Below are 18,501 nucleotides of genomic sequence, written 5' to 3' on the forward strand. Positions count from 1 at the left end.
GGTTGTTCCAGTGATAGGTGTGAATGCCCGATATTCTTGCTCAAAGAGCTGATCGGCGCGAGTGTCCGGCAATATTTCGCTTCAACCTGGTGGCCCGTTCGACGGAGCGGGGGTTGCAGATCGCTGTCGGCAATGGCGATATAAGCGCCTGATAATAATTCCAGGGGTCGTTCATGTCGTTCGCCACGCTGATTCATCGCGCCAGTTTGCCCAGCCCTCAGGTTTCTGCGCAGCAGGCCCTGCAAGTGCTGGTGGAACATTACGGACTCAGTGGCACGCTGCATCCCCTGGGCAGCCAGCAGGATCTCAACTATCGGGTCGACAGCGAGCGCGGGCGTTACGTGCTGAAAATCTGTCGGGGCGACTACTCGCTGGTCGAACTGCAAGCCCAGCATGCCGGCCTCAAATACCTTGCCGAGCATTCGGCTGTCCATGTACCTCGGGTGATCGCGGCCGGTAACGGCGAAGATCTGCTGTCGCTGGAAATCGGCGGTGAAGCGGTGCATGTGCGTCTTCTGGATTACATCGAAGGCCAGTCGCTGACGCATCTCGATCATCTAGGCCATGAAGTGGTGGCCGGGTTTGGCCGGCTCTGCGGCGAAATGGATCTGGCGCTGGCCGGGTTCGATCATCCGGGCCTCGAGCGCACCTTGCAGTGGGACGCCCGTCACGCCCATGCGTTGATCCGTCATTTGCTACCGGTGATCGAGGACCAGGGCCAGCGTGATTTGATCGCCGAAGCCGCCGCCCAGGCCGAGCAACGTTTGCAGCCGTTGCTGGAAAAACTGCCGGTGCAGGCGATCCACATGGACATCACCGATGACAACGTGGTCTGGCAGCGCGACGCTCGCCGTCACTGGCGACTGCAAGGGGTGATCGATTTCGGGGATCTGATCCGCACCTGGCGTATCACCGATCTGTCGGTGACCTGCGCGGCGCTGTTGCACCATGCCGCAGGCGATCCATTCGTCATCCTTCCCGCCGTGCGGGCCTACCATGCGGTCAATCCACTGCAACACGAGGAGCTGCTGGCGCTGTGGCCGTTGATCGTTGCCCGCGCTGCGGTGCTGGTGCTCAGCGGCGAACAGCAGGTCAGCATCGACCCCGGCAACGCCTACAGCCGTGACAATCTCACTCACGAGTGGGAAATCTTCCGGGTCGCCACGTCGGTGCCGCTGGCGCTGATGGAAGCGGCGATTCTGGCGGCGGTCGGCCAGGCGCTGCCATCCATCGACAGCGCAGGCTTTGCGCCGCTGCTACCGGGTCTGGTCGGACGTGAGTTCGCCCTGATCGATCTGGGCGTGCTGAGCGTGCACTTCGAGGCCGGTAACTGGGAGCAGGCCGGCATCGATCAACGCCTGTTGAGCGAAGCCGCCGCCGTTCATGGCCTGGCGGCCAGCCGTTATGGGCAATACCGGTTGTCTCGTACACGGCCCGACAGCACCGACGAACCGGAAACGTTCCCGTTGCACGTCGAACTGCGTGTGCCCCAAGGCACAACGGTGGAAGCGCCGTTTGCCGGCGTGCTTCATCAGGCCGCCGACGGCACGTTGCGACTCGATGGCCCGCAACTGAGCGTGCGCTTGTCGGGAGTGGCGGCGTCGCTGCATGGCGGTGCGGCGTTGGTCAAAGGGCAGGTCCTGGGCACGGTCGATGGCCCGTTGATCGTGCAACTGAGCTGTGGCGCGCAGCTTGATGCACCGCTGTTCTGCACGCCGACCCGCGCGTCGGCGTGGCAGGCGTTGTGTCCGTCACCGGCGGCATTGCTGGGGCTGGCGTGTGACGCCGAACCGGAGCTGGATGCGCAAACCCTGCTTCAACGCCGCGACGCCAGTTTCGCCCGCACGCAAAAGCACTACTACGTCGATCCGCCACGGATCGAACGCGGCTGGCGCAATCACTTGATCGACATGCAGGGCCGCTCCTACCTCGACATGCTCAACAACGTCGCCGTGCTGGGTCATGGCCATCCGCGCATGGCGGCGGTCGCCAGTCGCCAGTGGTCGCTGCTCAATACCAACTCGCGGTTCAACTACGCGGCGGTGGCGGAGTTCTCCGAGCGCTTGCTGAATCTGGCGCCGGCGGGCATGGACCGGGTGTTCCTGGTCAACAGCGGCAGCGAGGCCAACGATCTGGCGATCCGTCTGGCGTGGGCCTACAGCGGCGGGCGTGACATCGTCAGCGTGCTGGAGGCTTACCACGGCTGGACGGTGGGCGCCGATGCGGTGTCGACGTCGATTGCCGACAATCCGAAAGCGCTTGAAAGTCGTCCGGACTGGGTGCATCCGGTGACCGCGCCGAACATGTATCGCGGTGAGTTCCGTGGCCTCGATTCGGCGCCCGACTACGTACGCAGTGTCGAGCATCATCTGGCGAGACTCGATGAGCAGAAACGCCAACTGGCCGGATTCATCTGCGAACCGGTGTATGGCAACGCCGGTGGTATCTCGCTGCCGCCGGGGTATCTGCAACAGGTTTACGAGCGGGTTCGCGCCCGGGGCGGTGTGTGTATCGCCGACGAAGTGCAGGTCGGTTACGGGCGCATGGGCAAGTTCTTCTGGGGCTTCGAAGACCAGGGTGTGGTGCCGGACATCATCACCATGGCCAAGGGCATGGGCAACGGCCAGCCGCTGGGTGCGGTGATCACCCGCCGGGAAATCGCCGAGGCGCTGGAGGCCGAGGGTTACTTCTTCTCGTCCGCCGGTGGCAGCCCGGTGAGCTGCCAGATCGGCATGGCGGTGCTGGATGTCATGGAAGAAGAAAAACTCTGGGAGAACGCCCGGGTGGTCGGCGGTCACTTCAAGGCGCGGCTGGAGGCGTTGATCGATAAACATCCGCTGGTGGGCGCGGTGCATGGTTCCGGTTTCTACCTGGGCCTGGAGCTGATCCGTAACCGCGAAACCCTGGAACCGGCAACCGAAGAAACCATGCTGTTGTGCGATCGCCTGCGCGAGCTGGGGATCTTCATGCAGCCGACCGGCGATGACCTGAACATCCTCAAGATCAAGCCACCGATGGTCACTTCGCGCCAGAGCGTGGATTTCTTTGTCGACAGGCTGGATCAGGTGCTCGGAGAAGGCCTGTAAACATCGATCACCGGATTTATATCGATAATTCTCGATGATTTTTTGTTTGGTAGATTTTTTATTGCTTCTAAAGCCGATTTTTATCGGCTATAAATGCTGTAAATCCTAGACGGTTCCCTGGAGTCCTGATCGCCATGACCACACTGAAAAGTACCCCCCGCGCCGATGGCTTCCACATGCCGGCCGAATGGGCACCGCAAACCCAGACCTGGATGATCTGGCCCGAGCGTCCGGACAACTGGCGTCTGGGCGGCAAGCCTGCGCAGGCCGCACATGCAGCGGTAGCCAAGGCCATCGCCCGTTTCGAACCGGTTACCGTGGCGGTATCCGCCGGCCAGTACGAAAATGCCCGTGCCCGCCTCGACGTACCGAATATCCGCGTGGTCGAGATGTCCAGCGATGACGCCTGGGTACGCGACAGCGGCCCTACCTTCGTCATCAACAACAGCGGCGAAGTGCGCGGCGTGAACTGGGATTTCAATGCCTGGGGCGGTTTTGACGGTGGTCTGTACTCGCCGTGGAACCGTGACTCGCAGGTGGGCGGCAAGATCCTCGAGATCGAGCGCAGCCCTCGTTATCACACTGAAGGCTTCGTGCTCGAAGGCGGTTCGATCCACGTCGACGGCGAAGGCACGCTGATCACCACTGAAGAGTGCCTGCTCAACCGCAATCGCAACCCGCATCTGGATCGCGGGGAAATTGAAGCGGTACTGCGTGACAACCTGTCGGTGGAAAAAATCATCTGGCTGCCGGATGGCCTGTTCAACGACGAAACCGATGGTCATGTGGATAACTTCTGCTGCTACGTGCGTCCGGGCGAAGTGTTGCTGGCGTGGACTGACGATCCGCAGGATCCGAATTACCCGCGCTGCCAGGCGGCGATGAACGTGCTGCAAGGCAGCACTGACGCCAAGGGGCGCCCGTTTACGGTGCACAAAATGCCGATTCCAGGGCCGCTGTTCGCGACCGAGGAAGAGTGCGCGGGCGTGGACCCGGTGGACGGCACTCAGGAGCGTAATCCTTCGGTACGTCTGGCCGGTTCATACGTGAATTTCCTGATCGTCAACGGCGGCATCATCGCCCCGAGTTTCGACGACCCAATGGACGGCCCGGCCAGGGAAATCCTGCAGAACCTGTTCCCGCAGCATGAAGTGGTGATGGTGCCGGGGCGCGAACTGTTACTGGGCGGCGGCAATATTCACTGCCTTACCCAACAGCAGCCTGCGCCGCACAAAGAGTGAGTGGAGACGTAACAGCTTGAGTTGATTAAACATTCGCTCGGGCCGTTGCTCGTCAGCGCCGCTTGAAGAGAAACCCGCAGCCCGTCAGGACTGCGGGTTTCTTTATATCCGCTGGTCGGCAAAAAACAGGCTTTGGCATAGCTCTTGTATCCGACAGGTAGCACTAGGGAGGGGGGAGAACTTCAATAGTTCTGTCATAAACCTTGGATAACTTAGCCGCTCACGAACGGGGAGAGAGCGCTGACATGAACGCCGAAGTGAACGTAATCAGCGAGCGGACGATGCATCCCATGGCTGTTAACAGTGAGTCGCTCCAGATTGTCGCGCACTGGTTGAAATCCAATGGAACGCGTCAGATCAGGGAACCTGATCCGCGCCGGATGATGATCGAGCGTTACCCCGCTGACCTGTTCAGCGAGGCCGAACTGGATGCCTTGTGGGATGTGATGGCAGGATAAGAAAAACAAACAGGGATTGGTAAAAGCGCTGCCGGGATGGCGGCGCTTTTTTATGGGTGCGGGAAAATCTGTGGGAGCAAGTCGCTCCCACAATTTTTTGGGAAAGGGTCAGAAGCTGTAGGTCCCGCTCATCACCACGCTGCGCGGCGCGCCCGGCATGATCTGCGCGGCGCTGGTGGCTGACGAGTAGTACTCGCGATCGGTGATGTTGTTCAGCGCGGCGCTGATATCCCAATCCTTGTGACGATACCCGGCCAGCGCGTCCCAGCGGCCGTAGCCTGGCAGCACGGTGGTGTTGGCGTTGTCGGCATAGCGCTGGCCGACCAGGGTCAGGCCGGTTTCGGCGTACCAGCCCAGCTCCGGTTTCCAGGTCAGGAACAGGCTGCCGTTGTGTTTGGCCACGTTGTTCACGCGCTTGCCTTCCAGGCCGTTGTTGTCCTTCTCGATCTTGGTGTCCTGCACGCCGACACCGCCGCGCACGTACCAGTTGCCGGCAATCTTGCCGGTGCCGGTCAACTCGATCCCGCGTGAGCGTTGAAGGCCGGTCAGTACGGTGATGGTCGGGTCATGCGGGTCGCTGGTGCGACGGTTGTAGAGTTCCAGATCGTAGACGGCCAGGGTGGTGCTCAGACGATCGTCGAGCCAGTCGCTCTTCACACCGATCTCTTTCTGCTTGGTCAGCTCCGGACTCAAGTCGTTGCTGTTGCCGGCGGCACCCGGGGTAATGCCGATCAGACCGCCGCCCACCGGGGAAAAGGTCTTGGTCCACGAGGCATAGAACGAATGATTTTGCAGTGGCGTCCAGACCACGCCGACCCGTGGGCTGGTGCTATGGCTGTCACGATCTTCGGAAATGTTGCGCAGTTTGTTGGTCGACTCGATGTCGAAAGTGTCGTAGCGCAGACCGGCCAGCAATTGCCATTGATCGTTCAGGCGCAGTTGATCCTGGACGTAGATCGCACGGCTTTCGACTTCGGTGTGGCTGTCGCTCGACACCTGCATGCGCCCGGTGTGGCGCAGGTCGCGATTGGGGTTGTACAGATCCAGGGCTGGCACTGGCGAGCTGCCGCGCCCGGAAGTGGCGGCGTTGTACAGCTTCGGGTCACGGCGCTGGCTGCCGGTTTCCAGGCCGGTCAGCAGACGATGCTCAAGACCGAATGTCTCGAATCCGCCTTCAAGCTCGACGTTGTTGTAAACGTTGCGAGTGGTCAGGTCCTGCTGCCAGTGCTGGCGCGTGACCTTGTTGGTCGCGGGCGTGAAGCCGGTGAGGTAGGTGTTGTCGAAATCGCTGTCGAGCTTGAACACCCCGAGGGTGTGGCGCAGTTGCCAGTTGTCGTTGATTTCATAGCTGAGTTTGGAGCGCAGGGATTGCGTCTTGTCGTCGATGAAATCGTGATCGTTGCCGTAGGTCGTATCGCTGCCGACGTTGGCCGGGCGTCCGGTCACGCCGGGAACGCCACGATCCGGGGTGCGGTTGTAGCGGCTGTATTCGTACTGCACCAGCCAGTTCAGGTCAGGCGTCAGTTGCCAGCTCATTGACGGTGCGAACAACTGGCGGTTGCCGCTGACGCCATCGCGGTAGCTGTTCTGATCCATGTTGCCCATGTTCAGGCGCAGGCTGATGTTCTCGCTCGGGTCGGTGCTGAGGTCCGCGTAGAGGCTGCGCAGGTCATCGCTGCCACCCTGGGCTTCGATGGTCGAGCGGCGGCCGAACTCGGGCGCCTTGCTGACGCGGTTGACGATCCCGCCCTGGCTGCCACGGCCGTAGAGTACAGCGGCCGGACCTTTGAGCACTTCGACGCGCTCGATGTTGTGCATGTCGCGCTTGTATTGGCTATCGTCGCGAATACCGTCCAGATAGAAATCGTTGCTGGCGTCGAAACCACGGATGCGCAGGCTGTCGAAGCGGGTGTCGGCGCCGCTGCTGACGTTGGGGATGCCGCTCAAGGCGTCGCCGATGTCATTGATGCCGTAGCTCGCGACGTTGCTGGTCTTGATCGAGTCGATGGCCTGCGGCACGTAGCGTACCGGTGTCGAGGTGCGGGTGGCGGTGTTGCTGACCTTCACGCGCGGGTCATCGGCTTGCGCTTCGGCACTGATCGCGGTGGCGGGCAATTCGGTCGCAGAGTAGGCGAAACCGCTGGAGAGAAAGGCAGAAAGCCCAAGGGTGACGGGCGTAAGGCTGAACGGGGCAGGCATTGAAAAGCGCATCCGAAAGGGTGGAAGAATTCGAGCGCGCGAATGGTAATGCTTTGCATTTACTGCCGTTAATTATTCGTGAGAAGTACATTGATTCTATTGTTTCAATTTATGTCATGGTTGTTACAAAGCGGATTTGCAGCGCATTCGTCCGATTCGCGAAACAGTCTGAGAGCCAATCCGGCGTTTTTCCGCCGCTGTTGCAGGACTACTCTGCCGGCATTGTTTTCTGCCGGAGCTGCTCCCGATGATTCTTCATTACATTTACGACCCGCTGTGTGGCTGGTGCTACGGCGCCAAACCGCTGGTGCAAGCCGCACAGCAAGCACTTGCGGTCGTCGCCCATGGCGGCGGCATGATGACCGGCGCCAACCGCCAGAACGTTTCGCCGCAGCTGCGCAATTACGTCATGCCTCACGACCGCCGAATCGCCGAGTACACCGGCCAACCCTTTGGCGAGGCCTATTTCGAGGGGCTGCTGCGCGATCACACGGCGGTATTCGATTCTGCGCCGCCGATTGCCGCTGTGCTGGCGGCTGAGCAGATCGATGGCCGTGGTCTGCACTTGCTTGGTCGTTTGCAGACCGCGCATTACGTGGAAGGCCGGCGGATTGCCGACAAGGCGGTATTGCTGGAACTCGCCGGCGCTGAAGGCTATGACCATAAAACCTTTCTCGACGCCTTCTTGCGCGCGGATACCGACAGGCACGTCCAGGCCAGCCGCCGATTGCTTGCCGAGGTCGGCGGGCAAGGTTTTCCGACGTTCGTCCTTGAGCAGGACGGCCAGTTCACCTTGATCGACATCAGCCCGTGGCTGGGCAAACCCGAGGCGTTCGCAGAGTGGCTACGTGAGATGAACCCGGATACCCCATCAGCCGATGGCGTTGCGGTGTGTAATCTCGACGGTTGTGTCTGATCGACATCAAAATCCCTGAACCCTGGCGGTTTTGTGCAAGCGGCTATCGCGATGAAGTCATTTCTTAGACGTTTTTCGCCTATTTAAAGACGATTCTTGAAATTGACACATTGTTAAGGGCGCGGCTACGATTCGGCCCAACGCCTGTGGCTAACCGCCATGACTCAAAATAATAAGAAGGCCCGCCACGGTTTTGTCGTGGGCGGGCCTTTTTGTTTCGGGGTGAAAAAAGAGTGCATCAGCGCCGTTTCAGCCGTTCGACACAGCGCGTTTCAACCCGTAATAAGGAAAACAAAATGTTGAACAAGCGAATCAGCCTGATCGCGCTGGGGATGTTGAGCGCCACACAGGCCATGGCTAATGACCAGGCCGAATCCAAGGGTTTTGTAGAAGACAGCAGCCTCAAAGTGCTGCTGCGCAACGCCTACATCAACCGTGACTATAAAGACGGCAACGCGGATAAAGCCGAGTGGGGCCAGGCGGCCATCGGTACGTTCTCGTCCGGTTTCACCCAGGGCACCATTGGTGTGGGTGTGGACGCCTTCGGTCTGTACGCACTGCGTCTGGACGGCGGCAAAGGCCGCAGCGGCGCCGGCGGTATCGATTTCTTCAAGCAGGGCGACAGCGGCAACGCGGCTGACGACCTGTCCAAGGGCGGCGCGGCGGTCAAGTTCCGTCTCTCCAACACCGTGCTGACCTACGGCGACCAGATGCCGGCCCTGCCGGTGCTGAACTACGACAACTCGCGTCTGCTGCCGGAAAGCTACACCGGTACTTTGATCACTTCCAAAGAGATCAAAGGCCTGGAGCTGAACGCCGGTCGCTTCACCGCTGAATCGCGCAAGAGCGCTGAAGGCCGTGACAGCGGTGGCCTGAAGTCGATCAACGTGTTGGGCGGCAGCTATCAGTTCACCGAGCGCTTCAAGGGTGCTCTGTACGCTTCCGACGTCGAAGACGTGCTGAAGAAACAATACGTGAACGCCAACTACGTGTTGCCGATCGACAAGGATCAGTCCCTGACCCTGGACTTCAACGGCTACCGCACCAAGCTGGACAATTCCTATGTCCGCGAAAACGGTGTAACCGGCGACGACAACAAGATCTGGAGCCTGGCAGCGACCTTCGCCACCGGCCCGCACTCGTTCACCGTGGCGCACCAGCGCTCCACCGGCGACAGCAACCTGGGCTATGCCTATGGCGGCTACCAGAAAGGTCAGGGTCGTGTCGGCGATGGCGGCAATACCATCTACCTGGCGAACTCCTACTGGTCGGACTTCAACGCTGAAGACGAGCGCAGCTGGCAGTTGGGCTACGGCCTGGACTTCGGCGCATTCGGCGTACCGGGTCTGAGCTACAACTTCGCTTACGTGCGTGGCGACAACATCACCACCTCCACCAGCGAAGGCGGCACCGAGCGCGAGATCTTCAACCAGTTCAAGTACGTCGTGCAGAGTGGCCCGGCCAAAGACCTGAGCGTGAAACTGCGTAGCTCGATCCTGCGTGTTTCGCAGAAGTCCAGCGAGTACAACATCAGCGGCAACGAGCTGCGAGTGTTCGTGGATTACCCGATCAACATCTTCTGATGATCGTTTGAGCTGAAAGACTCATGAGAAAAACCCCGATTTGGTTCGGGGTTTTTTTTGACGTTTTTCGGAAAAAAACCGAAAAAACCTGTGTTTTTGTCATTTAAAAGTTCATTTACGGGCACTTCAACAGGCGTTTCAAACAACGCTTCACATGCCTGAAATTCTTTCTCATGGACGCAAATTCTCCACCTAATAAATTAGGTCGCTCAACGCATCGGAGAATTTGGTAATGATCGTTTTAAACAAAGAAGTGGGCGAATCCCTACGGCGCGACAAATATGCCAACGTGCAGGGCGCCGACTTCAACCTGTACGGTCATTTCACCGACTTCACCCGACTGACCCGCAGTTGGGAAAACATGGAGCCTGACAGCTACTACGGTCAGGCAGACGCGGGCATGCGCTACCGCCGTTACAGCGACTTCGAATACAACCCCAAGACCCGCGAGCTGAAGCAGCTCGAGCACCGCGCCTATGTGCAGTCCAAGGAAAACAATGCTTACGTGGGCGGGGTAGTACGGCACTTTCAGGACTTCTCCGACGAAGTCCTGCACTCGCCGGTGATGCGCAGCCTGATCGACACCGATTTCGAAGTGTACAAAAGTGTGCTGCCGGAAGAGCTGCACGATGAAATCTGGCAGTGCCAGATCCATCAGATCCGCATCGAGATCAAACCCGGCAAGCAATTGGAGATCACCCCTGAAGGCATTCACTGCGACGGTTATCCGTTCAGCGGCGTGCATTTCTGGGGCCGCAACAACGTCGAGGGCGCGGAGAGCCGGCTGTACGACATTCACGAGCATCAGTTGGCGTCGACCACCTACCAGGAAATTCTCGACACCACCTACTTCCTCGACCGTGACATGCGTCACTACGTGACGCCTGCGCGCAACACCCACTCTCATGCCATGGCGTACCGGCAGATTCTGGCGATTTCCTTCTCGCGGCCCGGGACCGCTTTTGACATTGTTCGCTAATCAGATCACCCCAATCGATGGCGTCGAGTGCTCGACGCCGGTGGTGCTTCGACGCGCCACCGCCAAGGACGCGCAGCGCATGGAGCGCTTCTTCCGCCAGTTCGACGAAGTCTCCTTCTGCGAATGGCAGGACGCCAAATGCCTGCGCGGTGTGCTGATCCAGAAAACCACCACAGCCTACCTGGCCCTCGACGTGACCGGCGAAATCGTCGGCGCGGTGCTCGGTGGCATGCTCGGCAGTCGCGGCACCATCAACCATCTGGCGGTCGGCCTGCGCTATCGCAGCCAGGGCGTTGGCCAGCGACTGGTGGAAGCGGCGTCGGCCGAGATGAAACGGGTCGGTGTGTTGCGGATGTTTCTGTTCGTCGACGATGCTAACCTCGCGGGCAAGCGATTCTGGGCTGCCCAGGGTTTTTGCGAGCCTCACGGCGAACGGACATTTGAGAGGGATCTATGAATGAAACGTCCGGCAGTGCGCCGCTGATGGCTGAGCGTCAGCCGTCGCGCACGTTTGCCGAAGCCAGCCCGGTAGTGGCGGGTTACTTTACGGTGTCGTTCGTGTTCGGGCTGATGGCGGTCAACGCCGGGTTGCCCCTGTGGCTGCCGGTGGCGATGTGTCTGTTCGTCTACGCCGGGGCTTCGCAATTCGCGGCGCTGGCGCTGATCAGCAGCGGAGCGTCGCTGACCACCATCGTGCTGACCACATTCCTGATCAACGCTCGGCACATGCTGATGTCGGTGTACATGGCCAAGGCCCTGCGGGTGCTCGGCCTCAGTCGCATGGAGCGCTGGTGCTATGCCGGCGGGCTGACCGACGAATCGTTCGCCTTCCACAGCGTCAAACTGGGCAACGGCGCGCCGGTGAACGTGCGTTATCTGATCGGCTTCAATCTGTTCTGCCACACCTCATGGGTACTCGGCGGATTGCTCGGCGCGCTCTGCGCGCAGTACGCGTCGCACCTGATCAAGTACCAGCTCGACTACGCGCTGACCGCGATGATGCTCTACGTGCTGGTGTCGCTGTGCAACACCCGGAAAAAACTCGTCGCCGCCCTGGCTGCTGTTCTGTGCATGGGAGCGCTGAGCCTGGTCGGCACTTCGCCGTTCAACGTATTCATTGCCACGTTCGTGGGTTGCGGAGTGGGTGTATGCCTGACCAAACGTTCCTGATCCTGGTGGTCGCGCTGATGATGGCCGTGACCTTCCTGCCGCGTGCGTTGCCATTGCAGTTCAACACCGAGCACTGGCCACCGTTCATCGCGCGGGCGCTGGAGTACCTGCCGGTGGCGATCGTCGCTGCGATCAGCCTGACACCCTTGTTGATCAAGGATCAGCACATACAGCTCGATCGCCCGGAATTCTATGCAGCGATCCCGACGTTGCTATGTGCGTATTTCAGCAAAAACCTCTTTCTCAGTGTGGCGGTTGGGACGGCCGCGTACATTGCGCTCGGCTCGTTCATGTAGCGGCAGGTCGACCACATCGTTCAACGCCTGGCCGGGCAGGTCCGGGTTGTTCACCGCCAGGCGCACTTCGAGGAAATCCTCGAAGCCCGGGAAAATCGTCAGGCCGTTCTTCTGCGCGGCCTCGCGAGAAACCATGCCGACGCCATCCATTTGCGTGATCAGCGACAGCGTCAGGGTTTCACTGCAGGAATAGACCATGCGCTGGCCGTTCTCGTGATTGCCCAGCCCTGCGTCGAGAAAACGCAAAAAGCTGTGGGAATACGGACAATCTTCTGCAGGACGCACCTGAAACTTGTTACCGAGCAAGGTCAGCGGGTCGTTCTCCTGACCGCAATGCGCACCGACCACCTGCACCTGCACTTCCGGCAGGACAATGCTCGGCAGCCCCGGACGCTGCGGACCGATCAGCACCGCCAGGTCGAAGTCCTCGTTCTTCAGCTTGCTGAGGTTTTCCATCGACTCGGCGTAGCTGAATTCCAACTGATAATCGGGAAACACCTCGATCAGGCGTCCGATCATTCGCCGGTTGAAGTCAGGCGCCAGCGTGGTGTTCAGCGCCACCTTCAAGGTGCGTTGTCCCGGCACCTTCAGCGCCTCGACTTTCTCTTCCATCTGACGCGTGGCGATCAGCACTCTGTCCATGTAGGGCGTCAGCTCGGTGCCCTGCGGCGTCAGCGTCAGCCCTTTGTTGGAACGGCGAAACAAGCGGAAACCGAACTGCTCTTCGACCTTGTTCAACTGCGCGGCCAACGCCTGCACCGTCAGACAGGAATGTTCGGCTGCGGCCGACAACGAGCCGGTCTGCACGATGCGCATGAGGTTGCGTAAGGTTCTGCTATCCATGGGTAATGCCCTCTGAAGTGGGCTGGGTATTGTTGTGTACGTAACTGCCGATCCGGCGCCATCTGCTGGCTATATTCCTGCACCTGAGCATAGTTGTCGCGGATTTAGTAGCCAATTGATGTCCCCGCCGATGGCTGGAGGCTGACACAGGATCGGGTTTTTTGGTGACGCGGGGGTGATGGGGGTCAAAAAAAGTGCCTTGTTTTGGGGCGCAAAGGCACTTTTTCGCGGGAAAGGTCGAACCTGCCCCATGACAACAGACGCGCGAGTTCCGTCCGAGAAAACCGCGCGAGCGATGATGCAGGCGCGGGAAATCCGCAGGCATTTCCACGCAGTGCGCAATGAACCAAGGAAGTACGGCCGCTAATTCATTACACCGCATCATAAATGAAGTACCCCGGCCCTACTTTTTCCCCTCCCGCCACACGCCTAAATTGAGCTCCAACACCTGACCATCATCCCGAGGGCAGGTCACTGGAGTCATCGTCATGCCATTTGTCAGCGTACGTATTACCCGCGATGGTGTTACCTGCGAGCAGAAAGCTCAGGTGATCGCCGAGATCACGGAAACCCTGGAGCGCGTCCTCAATAAACGCCCGGACCTGACCCACATCGTCATCGAAGAAGTCGACACCGATAACTGGGGTTACGCCGGAATGACCACCACCGAATACCGCCGGCAACTGGCGGAACGGGGCCAGTCATGACCGCCACCGTCACCATCGACTTTGTCTCTGACGTGGTGTGCCCCTGGTGCGCACTCGGCGCGACAGCCCTGGAGCAAGCGATCGGCAATCTGGCCGGCGAAATTTCGGTAGAGCTGACCTACAAGCCCTTCGAACTCAACCCGGATATGCCCGCCGAAAGCGAGCCGGCGGTGCAACACCTGATGCGCAAATACGGTCGCAGTGCCGCCGATGTCGCCGCCGGCAAGAAGATGCAGATCGAACGCGGCAAGGCCATTGGTTTCGAGTTCGACCTCGAGAAGCGCACGCACTTCTACAACACCTTCGACGCCCATCGCCTGCTGTTGTGGGCGGCGCAGGAAGGCAAGCAAGTCGCGCTGAAGAAGATCCTCCTGCGCGCTTATTTCCGCGACGGCGAGAACCCGAGTGACCGTCCGACCCTGGCGCGGCTGGCCAGCGAAGCCGGCCTCGATGCGGCGCGAGCCCGCAAGGTACTGGCCAGCGACGAATTCGCCAGCGAAGTGCGGCAACTGCAAGCGCTCTACCGCCAGCACGGCATCAACTCGGTGCCGGCACTGATTCTGAACGGCACGCATCTGGTGTCCGGTTCGCAATCGGTCGAGTACTACGAACAAATGCTGAGGCAAGTGGCTGCGGCCTGATTCAACACCCATTTATCGATTGAGGAATTCATCATGAGCAACTTTAAAAAAACTGTCGTCATCACCGGTGCATCCCAAGGTCTGGGCGAAGGCATGGTCAAAGCCTTCCGTGAACTGGGCTACAACATCGTCGCCACTTCCCGGTCGATCAAACCCTCGAGCGACCCACAGATCCTGACCATCGCCGGCGACATCGGCGACCCGGCCACCGCCCAGCGCGTCATCAGCGAAGGCCTGGCCCGTTTCGGGCGCATCGACACCCTGGTCAACAACGCCGGCATCTTCGTCGCCAAACCGTTCACCGCCTACACCCCGGAAGACTACGCGGCGGTGCTGTCGGTCAACCTCAACGGCTTCTTCTACATCACCCAACTCGCCATCGCCGAGATGGAAAAGCAAGGCAAGGGCCACGTGGTCAACATCACCACCAGCCTGGTCGACCACGCCGTCGACGGCGTGCCATCGGTCCTCGCTTCGCTGACCAAGGGCGGCCTTAACGCCGCGACCAAGTCCCTGGCCATCGAGTACGCCAAACGCGGAATTCGGGTGAACGCGGTATCGCCGGGCATCATCAAGACGCCGATGCATGGCGAAGAAACCCACGCGGCACTGGGCGCTCTGCACCCGGTTGGGCATATGGGTGAGGTCGAGGATATTGCGCAGGCTGTGGTGTATCTCGACAACGCCGGGTTTGTGACCGGGGAGATTCTGCATGTGGATGGTGGGCAGAGTGCCGGGCACTGATAACGGCTGAAATACAAAGCCCTCGCGGAGATGCGAGGGCTTTTTTATGGGCGACGGTTTATGGATTTGGACTCAACACGTTGACCGCACGATCATCCCTTCCGCAGAGAACACGCAGGAATCCGCCAAAAGCCGCCGTGGTGGCAGGCAGCAGCCCCATCGCCGGAACAATGGGGCTGCTTCACCCAACCCCTTCTCGTATTATCAGCGCCTTCGCCTCTGGAACGAACTGTGTGAAATCGCCAACTGGAAAAGCTCCGGCTACCCCTGACGGGACGAAGTGGGACGTAGGCGAGGCTGTCAATCAGCTCTCGTGGGACGACTTGCGCATCATCAAGACGCTCAGTGATTGCGGTAATCGTTCGGCTACGGCCAAGAAGCTTGGCATCAATGTCTCCACCGTTTCGCGCCGCGTTGCTCAGGTTGAGCGAACGCTCGGCATCGCGTTGTTCGATCATCGCAAATCAGGGTATCTGCTCACCGCCGAGGGGGCTGAATTGCGCGCACTCGCCGAGCGAGTGGAGCTGGATATCGTCAGCGTCACGCGACGTGTTTCACGTTCAGGCCAAGGCCCCCTCGGGAAACTCCGGATTACCACCAGCGACTCGCTGCTGCTGTACTTCTTCACCCCCATCATTGCGGACTTCAAGGCCCTGAACGAGGGGATCACCATTGAGGTGCTGGTGGGCAATGAAACCCTCAGCCTTGCCCGGGATGAATCGGATATCGCGATTCGAGCGACGAGAAAACCTGCAGAAAGCCTGGTGGGACGCAAACTGGCGAACATTGCCTGGGCACCTTACTGCTGCGCCAGGCAGGTGACGGCCTTGCCCCTTTTCGAAGAGGGCCAGGCATGGGTGTCATACTCCGCAGCGCTCTGCGGTTTGAAGGCGACAAGCTATGTCGAAAGCCGAGTCGCTGCCGAGCGCATAGCGTACCGCACCGATTCTGTTGCAGCGGCAAGCGCTGCAATCGCGGCGGGCCTGGGATTTGGATTCCTTCCCTGCATGTTGGGTGACATAACCCCAGGGTTGGTGCGCGCCGGCCCGGTGGTGCCAGAGCTTCAGGATGAGTTGTGGCTGCTGACTCACCAGGATATTCGAAAATCGTGGCGAGTCAAAGCATTCATGACCTTCTGCGCTGCTGCCGTGGCCAGCCAAAAGCCCTTGGTCGAGGGGCAACTGATACTCCCGGCCACCTAGATCGAAACCGGGAGTGCGGCTCAGATGTCTCGGGCGCCAATCACGGCCTTGCACACGATCTCAATCAACTGCGGACGCTGGGCAAGTCTCGACACCCCAATGATATTGCTCGCGCACTGAGGCCGCTCAGTGCCATAGGCTGCCTTGCGCACTTTGCCGACCACCGCGAACGCAGCGTCCATGTCCAGTACATAAAGCGTTTCCTCGACAACGTCTTGCATGGTTGCGCCATACAGGGCGAGCAGCTTCGAGATGTTGTCGTAAGAGACCCGCATCTGTTCTCCCATCGAAGAGAAATCACTGGGCTTGCCGTCGGCGTCCAGCGGCGCCGGGGCCACCAGATTACCTTCCTCATCATGGTTGAATTGACCTGATACGTAGATCTCGTTTCCTACCCGCCGTGCCTGGGGATAGCCATACGCCTCTTCCCAGGAAACGCCCCAGTAGGCGGTCTGCTTGTTGAACGGTTGTGAAGCTGCCATTGCATTCTCCTGCACATGACGGATCGGCTTGATCCGAATGGTTGGGCGAATGCTAGCAGCGCGATCGCGTATTTGATGGCGCATAAATGAGCCGGCAGGAGCGCAAAAGTGCGCCACCGAGAGGCGTCTTGATTCGTTATCTTTTGCTCGTCCTCAAGCAACGACGCTGAGGAGTGCGCTCGTGGCTACGGTAATGCCTGCAAGGTGCGGGACCCGAGACTTGTGCGATTGAACTTCATCAAGCTGAAAGGAAACAAAAATGAGCAATCCTAAAACTGAAGTCCTGACTCCGCTCAATAGCCAACTGATCTTCATCGATCAGCAGCCACAGATGGCCTTCGGCGTTCAGAGCATTGACCGCCAAACGCTGAAAAACAATACCGTTGCCTTGGCCAAGGCAGCGAAGATTTTTAATGTCCCCACCACCTTCACCACGGTTGAGACAGAAAGCTTCTCAGGTCACACCTACCCCGAGCTACTCGCTGTGTTCCCGGACGCGCCGCTGCTGGAGCGCACCTCCATGAACTCCTGGGATGATCAGAAAGTACGTGACGCACTCAAGAAAAATGGTCGCAACAAGATCATCGTCTCCGGCTTGTGGACCGAGGTATGCAACGCCACCTTCGCCCTGTCGGCAATAAACGATGCCGGCTATGAAATCTATATGGTTGCAGACGCTTCCGGCGGCACCACCAAAGAAGCCCACGATTACGCCATGCAGCGCATGATCCAGGCCGGTGTGGTGCCGGTGACCTGGCAGCAGGTGCTGCTGGAATGGCAACGGGACTGGAAGAACCGCGACACCTACGACGCCGTAATGGAACTGGTAAAGGAACATTCCGGTGCCTATGGCATGGGCGTCGACTACGCCTACACCATGGTGCACAAGGCGCCTGAGCGCGTTCAGCATGGCCCGACCCTGGCGCCTGTCGCTGCATCTGTCTGAACCCTCGCCAGCCTCAGCCCTGGGGGCTGTTCACAGACTTGCGAAGGGTGCGCAGCTGACTGAACCGAGTCAACGAGCCTGGCCTGGAACCACTGGGGACTTCCAAGGCCCGGCGCTGTTCGAGTCAGGCGCTCGCATCCTGTTACCTGGACTAACGGGTGTGTATGAACAAGGACAAATCTACCGTGCTGGCGACTCTCACACTGTCTTCGACAGGGCAGCTCAAACCCTGGCAGATAAGAACGGCCAAACAACTGATGCTGGACAGGCTGGACACCGGCATTTCAGTGACTGAACTCGCCGAAGCTTGCGCATTGTCGCGCAGTCACTTCTCACGCATGTTCAAGGAGAGCACCCGGATGCCCCCGCAGCAATGGCTGCGTGAACAGCGGGTCATGAAGAGCAGAAAGTTATTGAAGACTTCCACGATGTTGCTCACAGAGATCGCGCTGGAATGCGGTTTCAGCGATCAATCCCACTTCTGCCGTACATTCGTGAAGGCTGAAGGCATGACACCAAAGGCTTGGCAGCAACAAGCAATCCGCCCGATTGTGGCCGTTGCCTGAGAGGGTAAGGCACCCTCAACACGCGGGCTAGCCAAACGGACTGAGGTGTGAAAAAGATGACAGCTCTATTGTTCCCGACCCGCTAGTGGCGGGAGGCACGCAGTCGTCTTGGTGGAGATCAAAGCGGGCCACGTGAAATTTTTGGAGGTGGACGTTTTGTGGACGTTTTCGCGTTTTGACGTGAGGTTTTTTCAAACCCCGGAAACAACAAAGCCCCTGCATTTCTGCAGGGGCTTTGTTTTGTATGGTGCGGCACCAGGAGTCGAAAATAATTGTAACCATATGAATTATAATGATTTTATTCTTTAAGTTATGGCCGTCTATCCCTAAAGCTATCCTCAGGCACTCATCCGATAGTCACATGCGTAAGAAAAGCCCTATTAGAGTGGTAAAGAAATTACCAGTCCCGATGTATGGTAGCTCTCGTGCTTGCATGAAAGGG

The 18,501-nt window shown here is 59.3% G+C and carries 18 protein-coding genes; 15 read left to right on the plus strand and 3 right to left on the minus strand.

The features are described 5' to 3' along the window. Window positions 1-173 precede the first annotated feature (173 nt). The 3 genes from KVQ74_RS14715 to KVQ74_RS14725 all read left to right on the plus strand — a co-directional run bounded on the left by KVQ74_RS14715 (window position 174) and on the right by KVQ74_RS14725 (window position 4,785). A complete protein-coding gene (locus KVQ74_RS14715; RefSeq protein ID WP_217831804.1) occupies window positions 174-3,086 on the plus strand; it encodes an aminotransferase in 2,913 nt (970 codons plus the stop codon). 134 nt (window positions 3,087-3,220) lie between these two features. Beyond that, window positions 3,221-4,327, plus strand: coding sequence for an agmatine deiminase (gene aguA / locus KVQ74_RS14720; RefSeq protein ID WP_217831805.1), 1,107 nt, complete (start codon window positions 3,221-3,223; stop codon window positions 4,325-4,327). Window positions 4,328-4,572: 245 nt separating this feature from the next. Then, window positions 4,573-4,785: a hypothetical protein gene (locus KVQ74_RS14725; protein WP_217831806.1), complete on the plus strand. Its 213-nt coding sequence runs from the start codon at window positions 4,573-4,575 to the stop codon at window positions 4,783-4,785. Between the two features lie 108 nt (window positions 4,786-4,893). On the opposite strand, the gene KVQ74_RS14730 is transcribed toward KVQ74_RS14725, so the two are convergent. After that, window positions 4,894-6,984, minus strand: coding sequence for a TonB-dependent receptor (locus KVQ74_RS14730; RefSeq protein WP_217831807.1), 2,091 nt, complete (start codon window positions 6,982-6,984; stop codon window positions 4,894-4,896). Window positions 6,985-7,231: 247 nt separating this feature from the next. Here KVQ74_RS14730 and KVQ74_RS14735 point away from each other — a divergent pair, with 247 nt between their 5' ends. From KVQ74_RS14735 to KVQ74_RS14760, 6 genes are all read left to right on the plus strand, one after another. Next, window positions 7,232-7,900 (plus strand): DsbA family protein, encoded by a 669-nt coding sequence (locus KVQ74_RS14735; protein WP_217831808.1) that lies wholly within the window; start codon window positions 7,232-7,234, stop codon window positions 7,898-7,900. Window positions 7,901-8,196: 296 nt separating this feature from the next. After that, on the plus strand, window positions 8,197-9,483 hold the full coding sequence (locus KVQ74_RS14740; protein WP_217831809.1) for an OprD family porin: 1,287 nt from the start codon (window positions 8,197-8,199) through the stop codon (window positions 9,481-9,483). A gap of 232 nt (window positions 9,484-9,715) precedes the next feature. Then, window positions 9,716-10,462, plus strand: coding sequence for a 2OG-Fe dioxygenase family protein (locus KVQ74_RS14745; protein WP_217831810.1), 747 nt, complete (start codon window positions 9,716-9,718; stop codon window positions 10,460-10,462). Between the two features lie 79 nt (window positions 10,463-10,541). Then, window positions 10,542-10,919 carry a GNAT family N-acetyltransferase gene (locus KVQ74_RS14750; RefSeq protein ID WP_217832039.1) on the plus strand — a complete coding sequence of 126 codons (378 nt, stop codon included), beginning with the start codon at window positions 10,542-10,544 and terminating at the stop codon, window positions 10,917-10,919. Next, window positions 10,916-11,632, plus strand: a complete 717-nt coding sequence (locus tag KVQ74_RS14755; protein ID WP_217831811.1) for an AzlC family ABC transporter permease — start codon at window positions 10,916-10,918, stop codon at window positions 11,630-11,632. The genes KVQ74_RS14750 and KVQ74_RS14755 overlap by 4 nt, the downstream gene beginning before the upstream one ends. Continuing rightward, complete coding sequence (locus KVQ74_RS14760; protein WP_217831812.1) at window positions 11,611-11,928, plus strand: AzlD domain-containing protein; 318 nt, start codon at window positions 11,611-11,613, stop codon at window positions 11,926-11,928. Before KVQ74_RS14755 ends, KVQ74_RS14760 begins: the two co-directional genes overlap by 22 nt. On the opposite strand, the gene KVQ74_RS14765 is transcribed toward KVQ74_RS14760, so the two are convergent. After that, complete coding sequence (locus KVQ74_RS14765; RefSeq protein ID WP_217831813.1) at window positions 11,845-12,771, minus strand: LysR family transcriptional regulator; 927 nt, start codon at window positions 12,769-12,771, stop codon at window positions 11,845-11,847. The genes KVQ74_RS14760 and KVQ74_RS14765 overlap by 84 nt on opposite strands. A gap of 488 nt (window positions 12,772-13,259) precedes the next feature. Here KVQ74_RS14765 and KVQ74_RS14770 point away from each other — a divergent pair, with 488 nt between their 5' ends. The 4 genes from KVQ74_RS14770 (at window position 13,260) to KVQ74_RS14785 (ending at window position 16,065) form a co-directional block, all read left to right on the plus strand. After that, entirely contained in the window at window positions 13,260-13,478 is a 219-nt protein-coding gene (locus tag KVQ74_RS14770) for a tautomerase family protein (RefSeq protein ID WP_217831814.1), read from the plus strand. Then, window positions 13,475-14,119 (plus strand): DsbA family oxidoreductase, encoded by a 645-nt coding sequence (locus KVQ74_RS14775; RefSeq protein WP_217831815.1) that lies wholly within the window; start codon window positions 13,475-13,477, stop codon window positions 14,117-14,119. The genes KVQ74_RS14770 and KVQ74_RS14775 overlap by 4 nt, the downstream gene beginning before the upstream one ends. 33 nt (window positions 14,120-14,152) lie before the next feature. Then, window positions 14,153-14,863, plus strand: coding sequence for an SDR family NAD(P)-dependent oxidoreductase (locus KVQ74_RS14780; protein WP_217831816.1), 711 nt, complete (start codon window positions 14,153-14,155; stop codon window positions 14,861-14,863). Between the two features lie 233 nt (window positions 14,864-15,096). Beyond that, on the plus strand, window positions 15,097-16,065 hold the full coding sequence (locus KVQ74_RS14785; protein WP_217831817.1) for a LysR family transcriptional regulator: 969 nt from the start codon (window positions 15,097-15,099) through the stop codon (window positions 16,063-16,065). 20 nt (window positions 16,066-16,085) lie between these two features. On the opposite strand, the gene KVQ74_RS14790 is transcribed toward KVQ74_RS14785, so the two are convergent. Continuing rightward, on the minus strand, window positions 16,086-16,547 hold the full coding sequence (locus KVQ74_RS14790; protein WP_085728611.1) for a RidA family protein: 462 nt from the start codon (window positions 16,545-16,547) through the stop codon (window positions 16,086-16,088). 259 nt (window positions 16,548-16,806) lie between these two features. Here KVQ74_RS14790 and KVQ74_RS14795 point away from each other — a divergent pair, with 259 nt between their 5' ends. Together KVQ74_RS14795 and KVQ74_RS14800 are read left to right on the plus strand one after the other, a co-directional pair. Continuing rightward, entirely contained in the window at window positions 16,807-17,493 is a 687-nt protein-coding gene (locus KVQ74_RS14795; RefSeq protein ID WP_217831818.1) for a hydrolase, read from the plus strand. Between the two features lie 164 nt (window positions 17,494-17,657). Further along, window positions 17,658-18,059 (plus strand): helix-turn-helix domain-containing protein, encoded by a 402-nt coding sequence (locus KVQ74_RS14800; protein ID WP_217831819.1) that lies wholly within the window; start codon window positions 17,658-17,660, stop codon window positions 18,057-18,059. Window positions 18,060-18,501 lie beyond the last annotated feature (442 nt).

Source organism: Pseudomonas botevensis (assembly GCF_019145475.1).
GTDB classification, from domain to species: Bacteria; Pseudomonadota; Gammaproteobacteria; order Pseudomonadales; family Pseudomonadaceae; genus Aquipseudomonas; species Aquipseudomonas botevensis.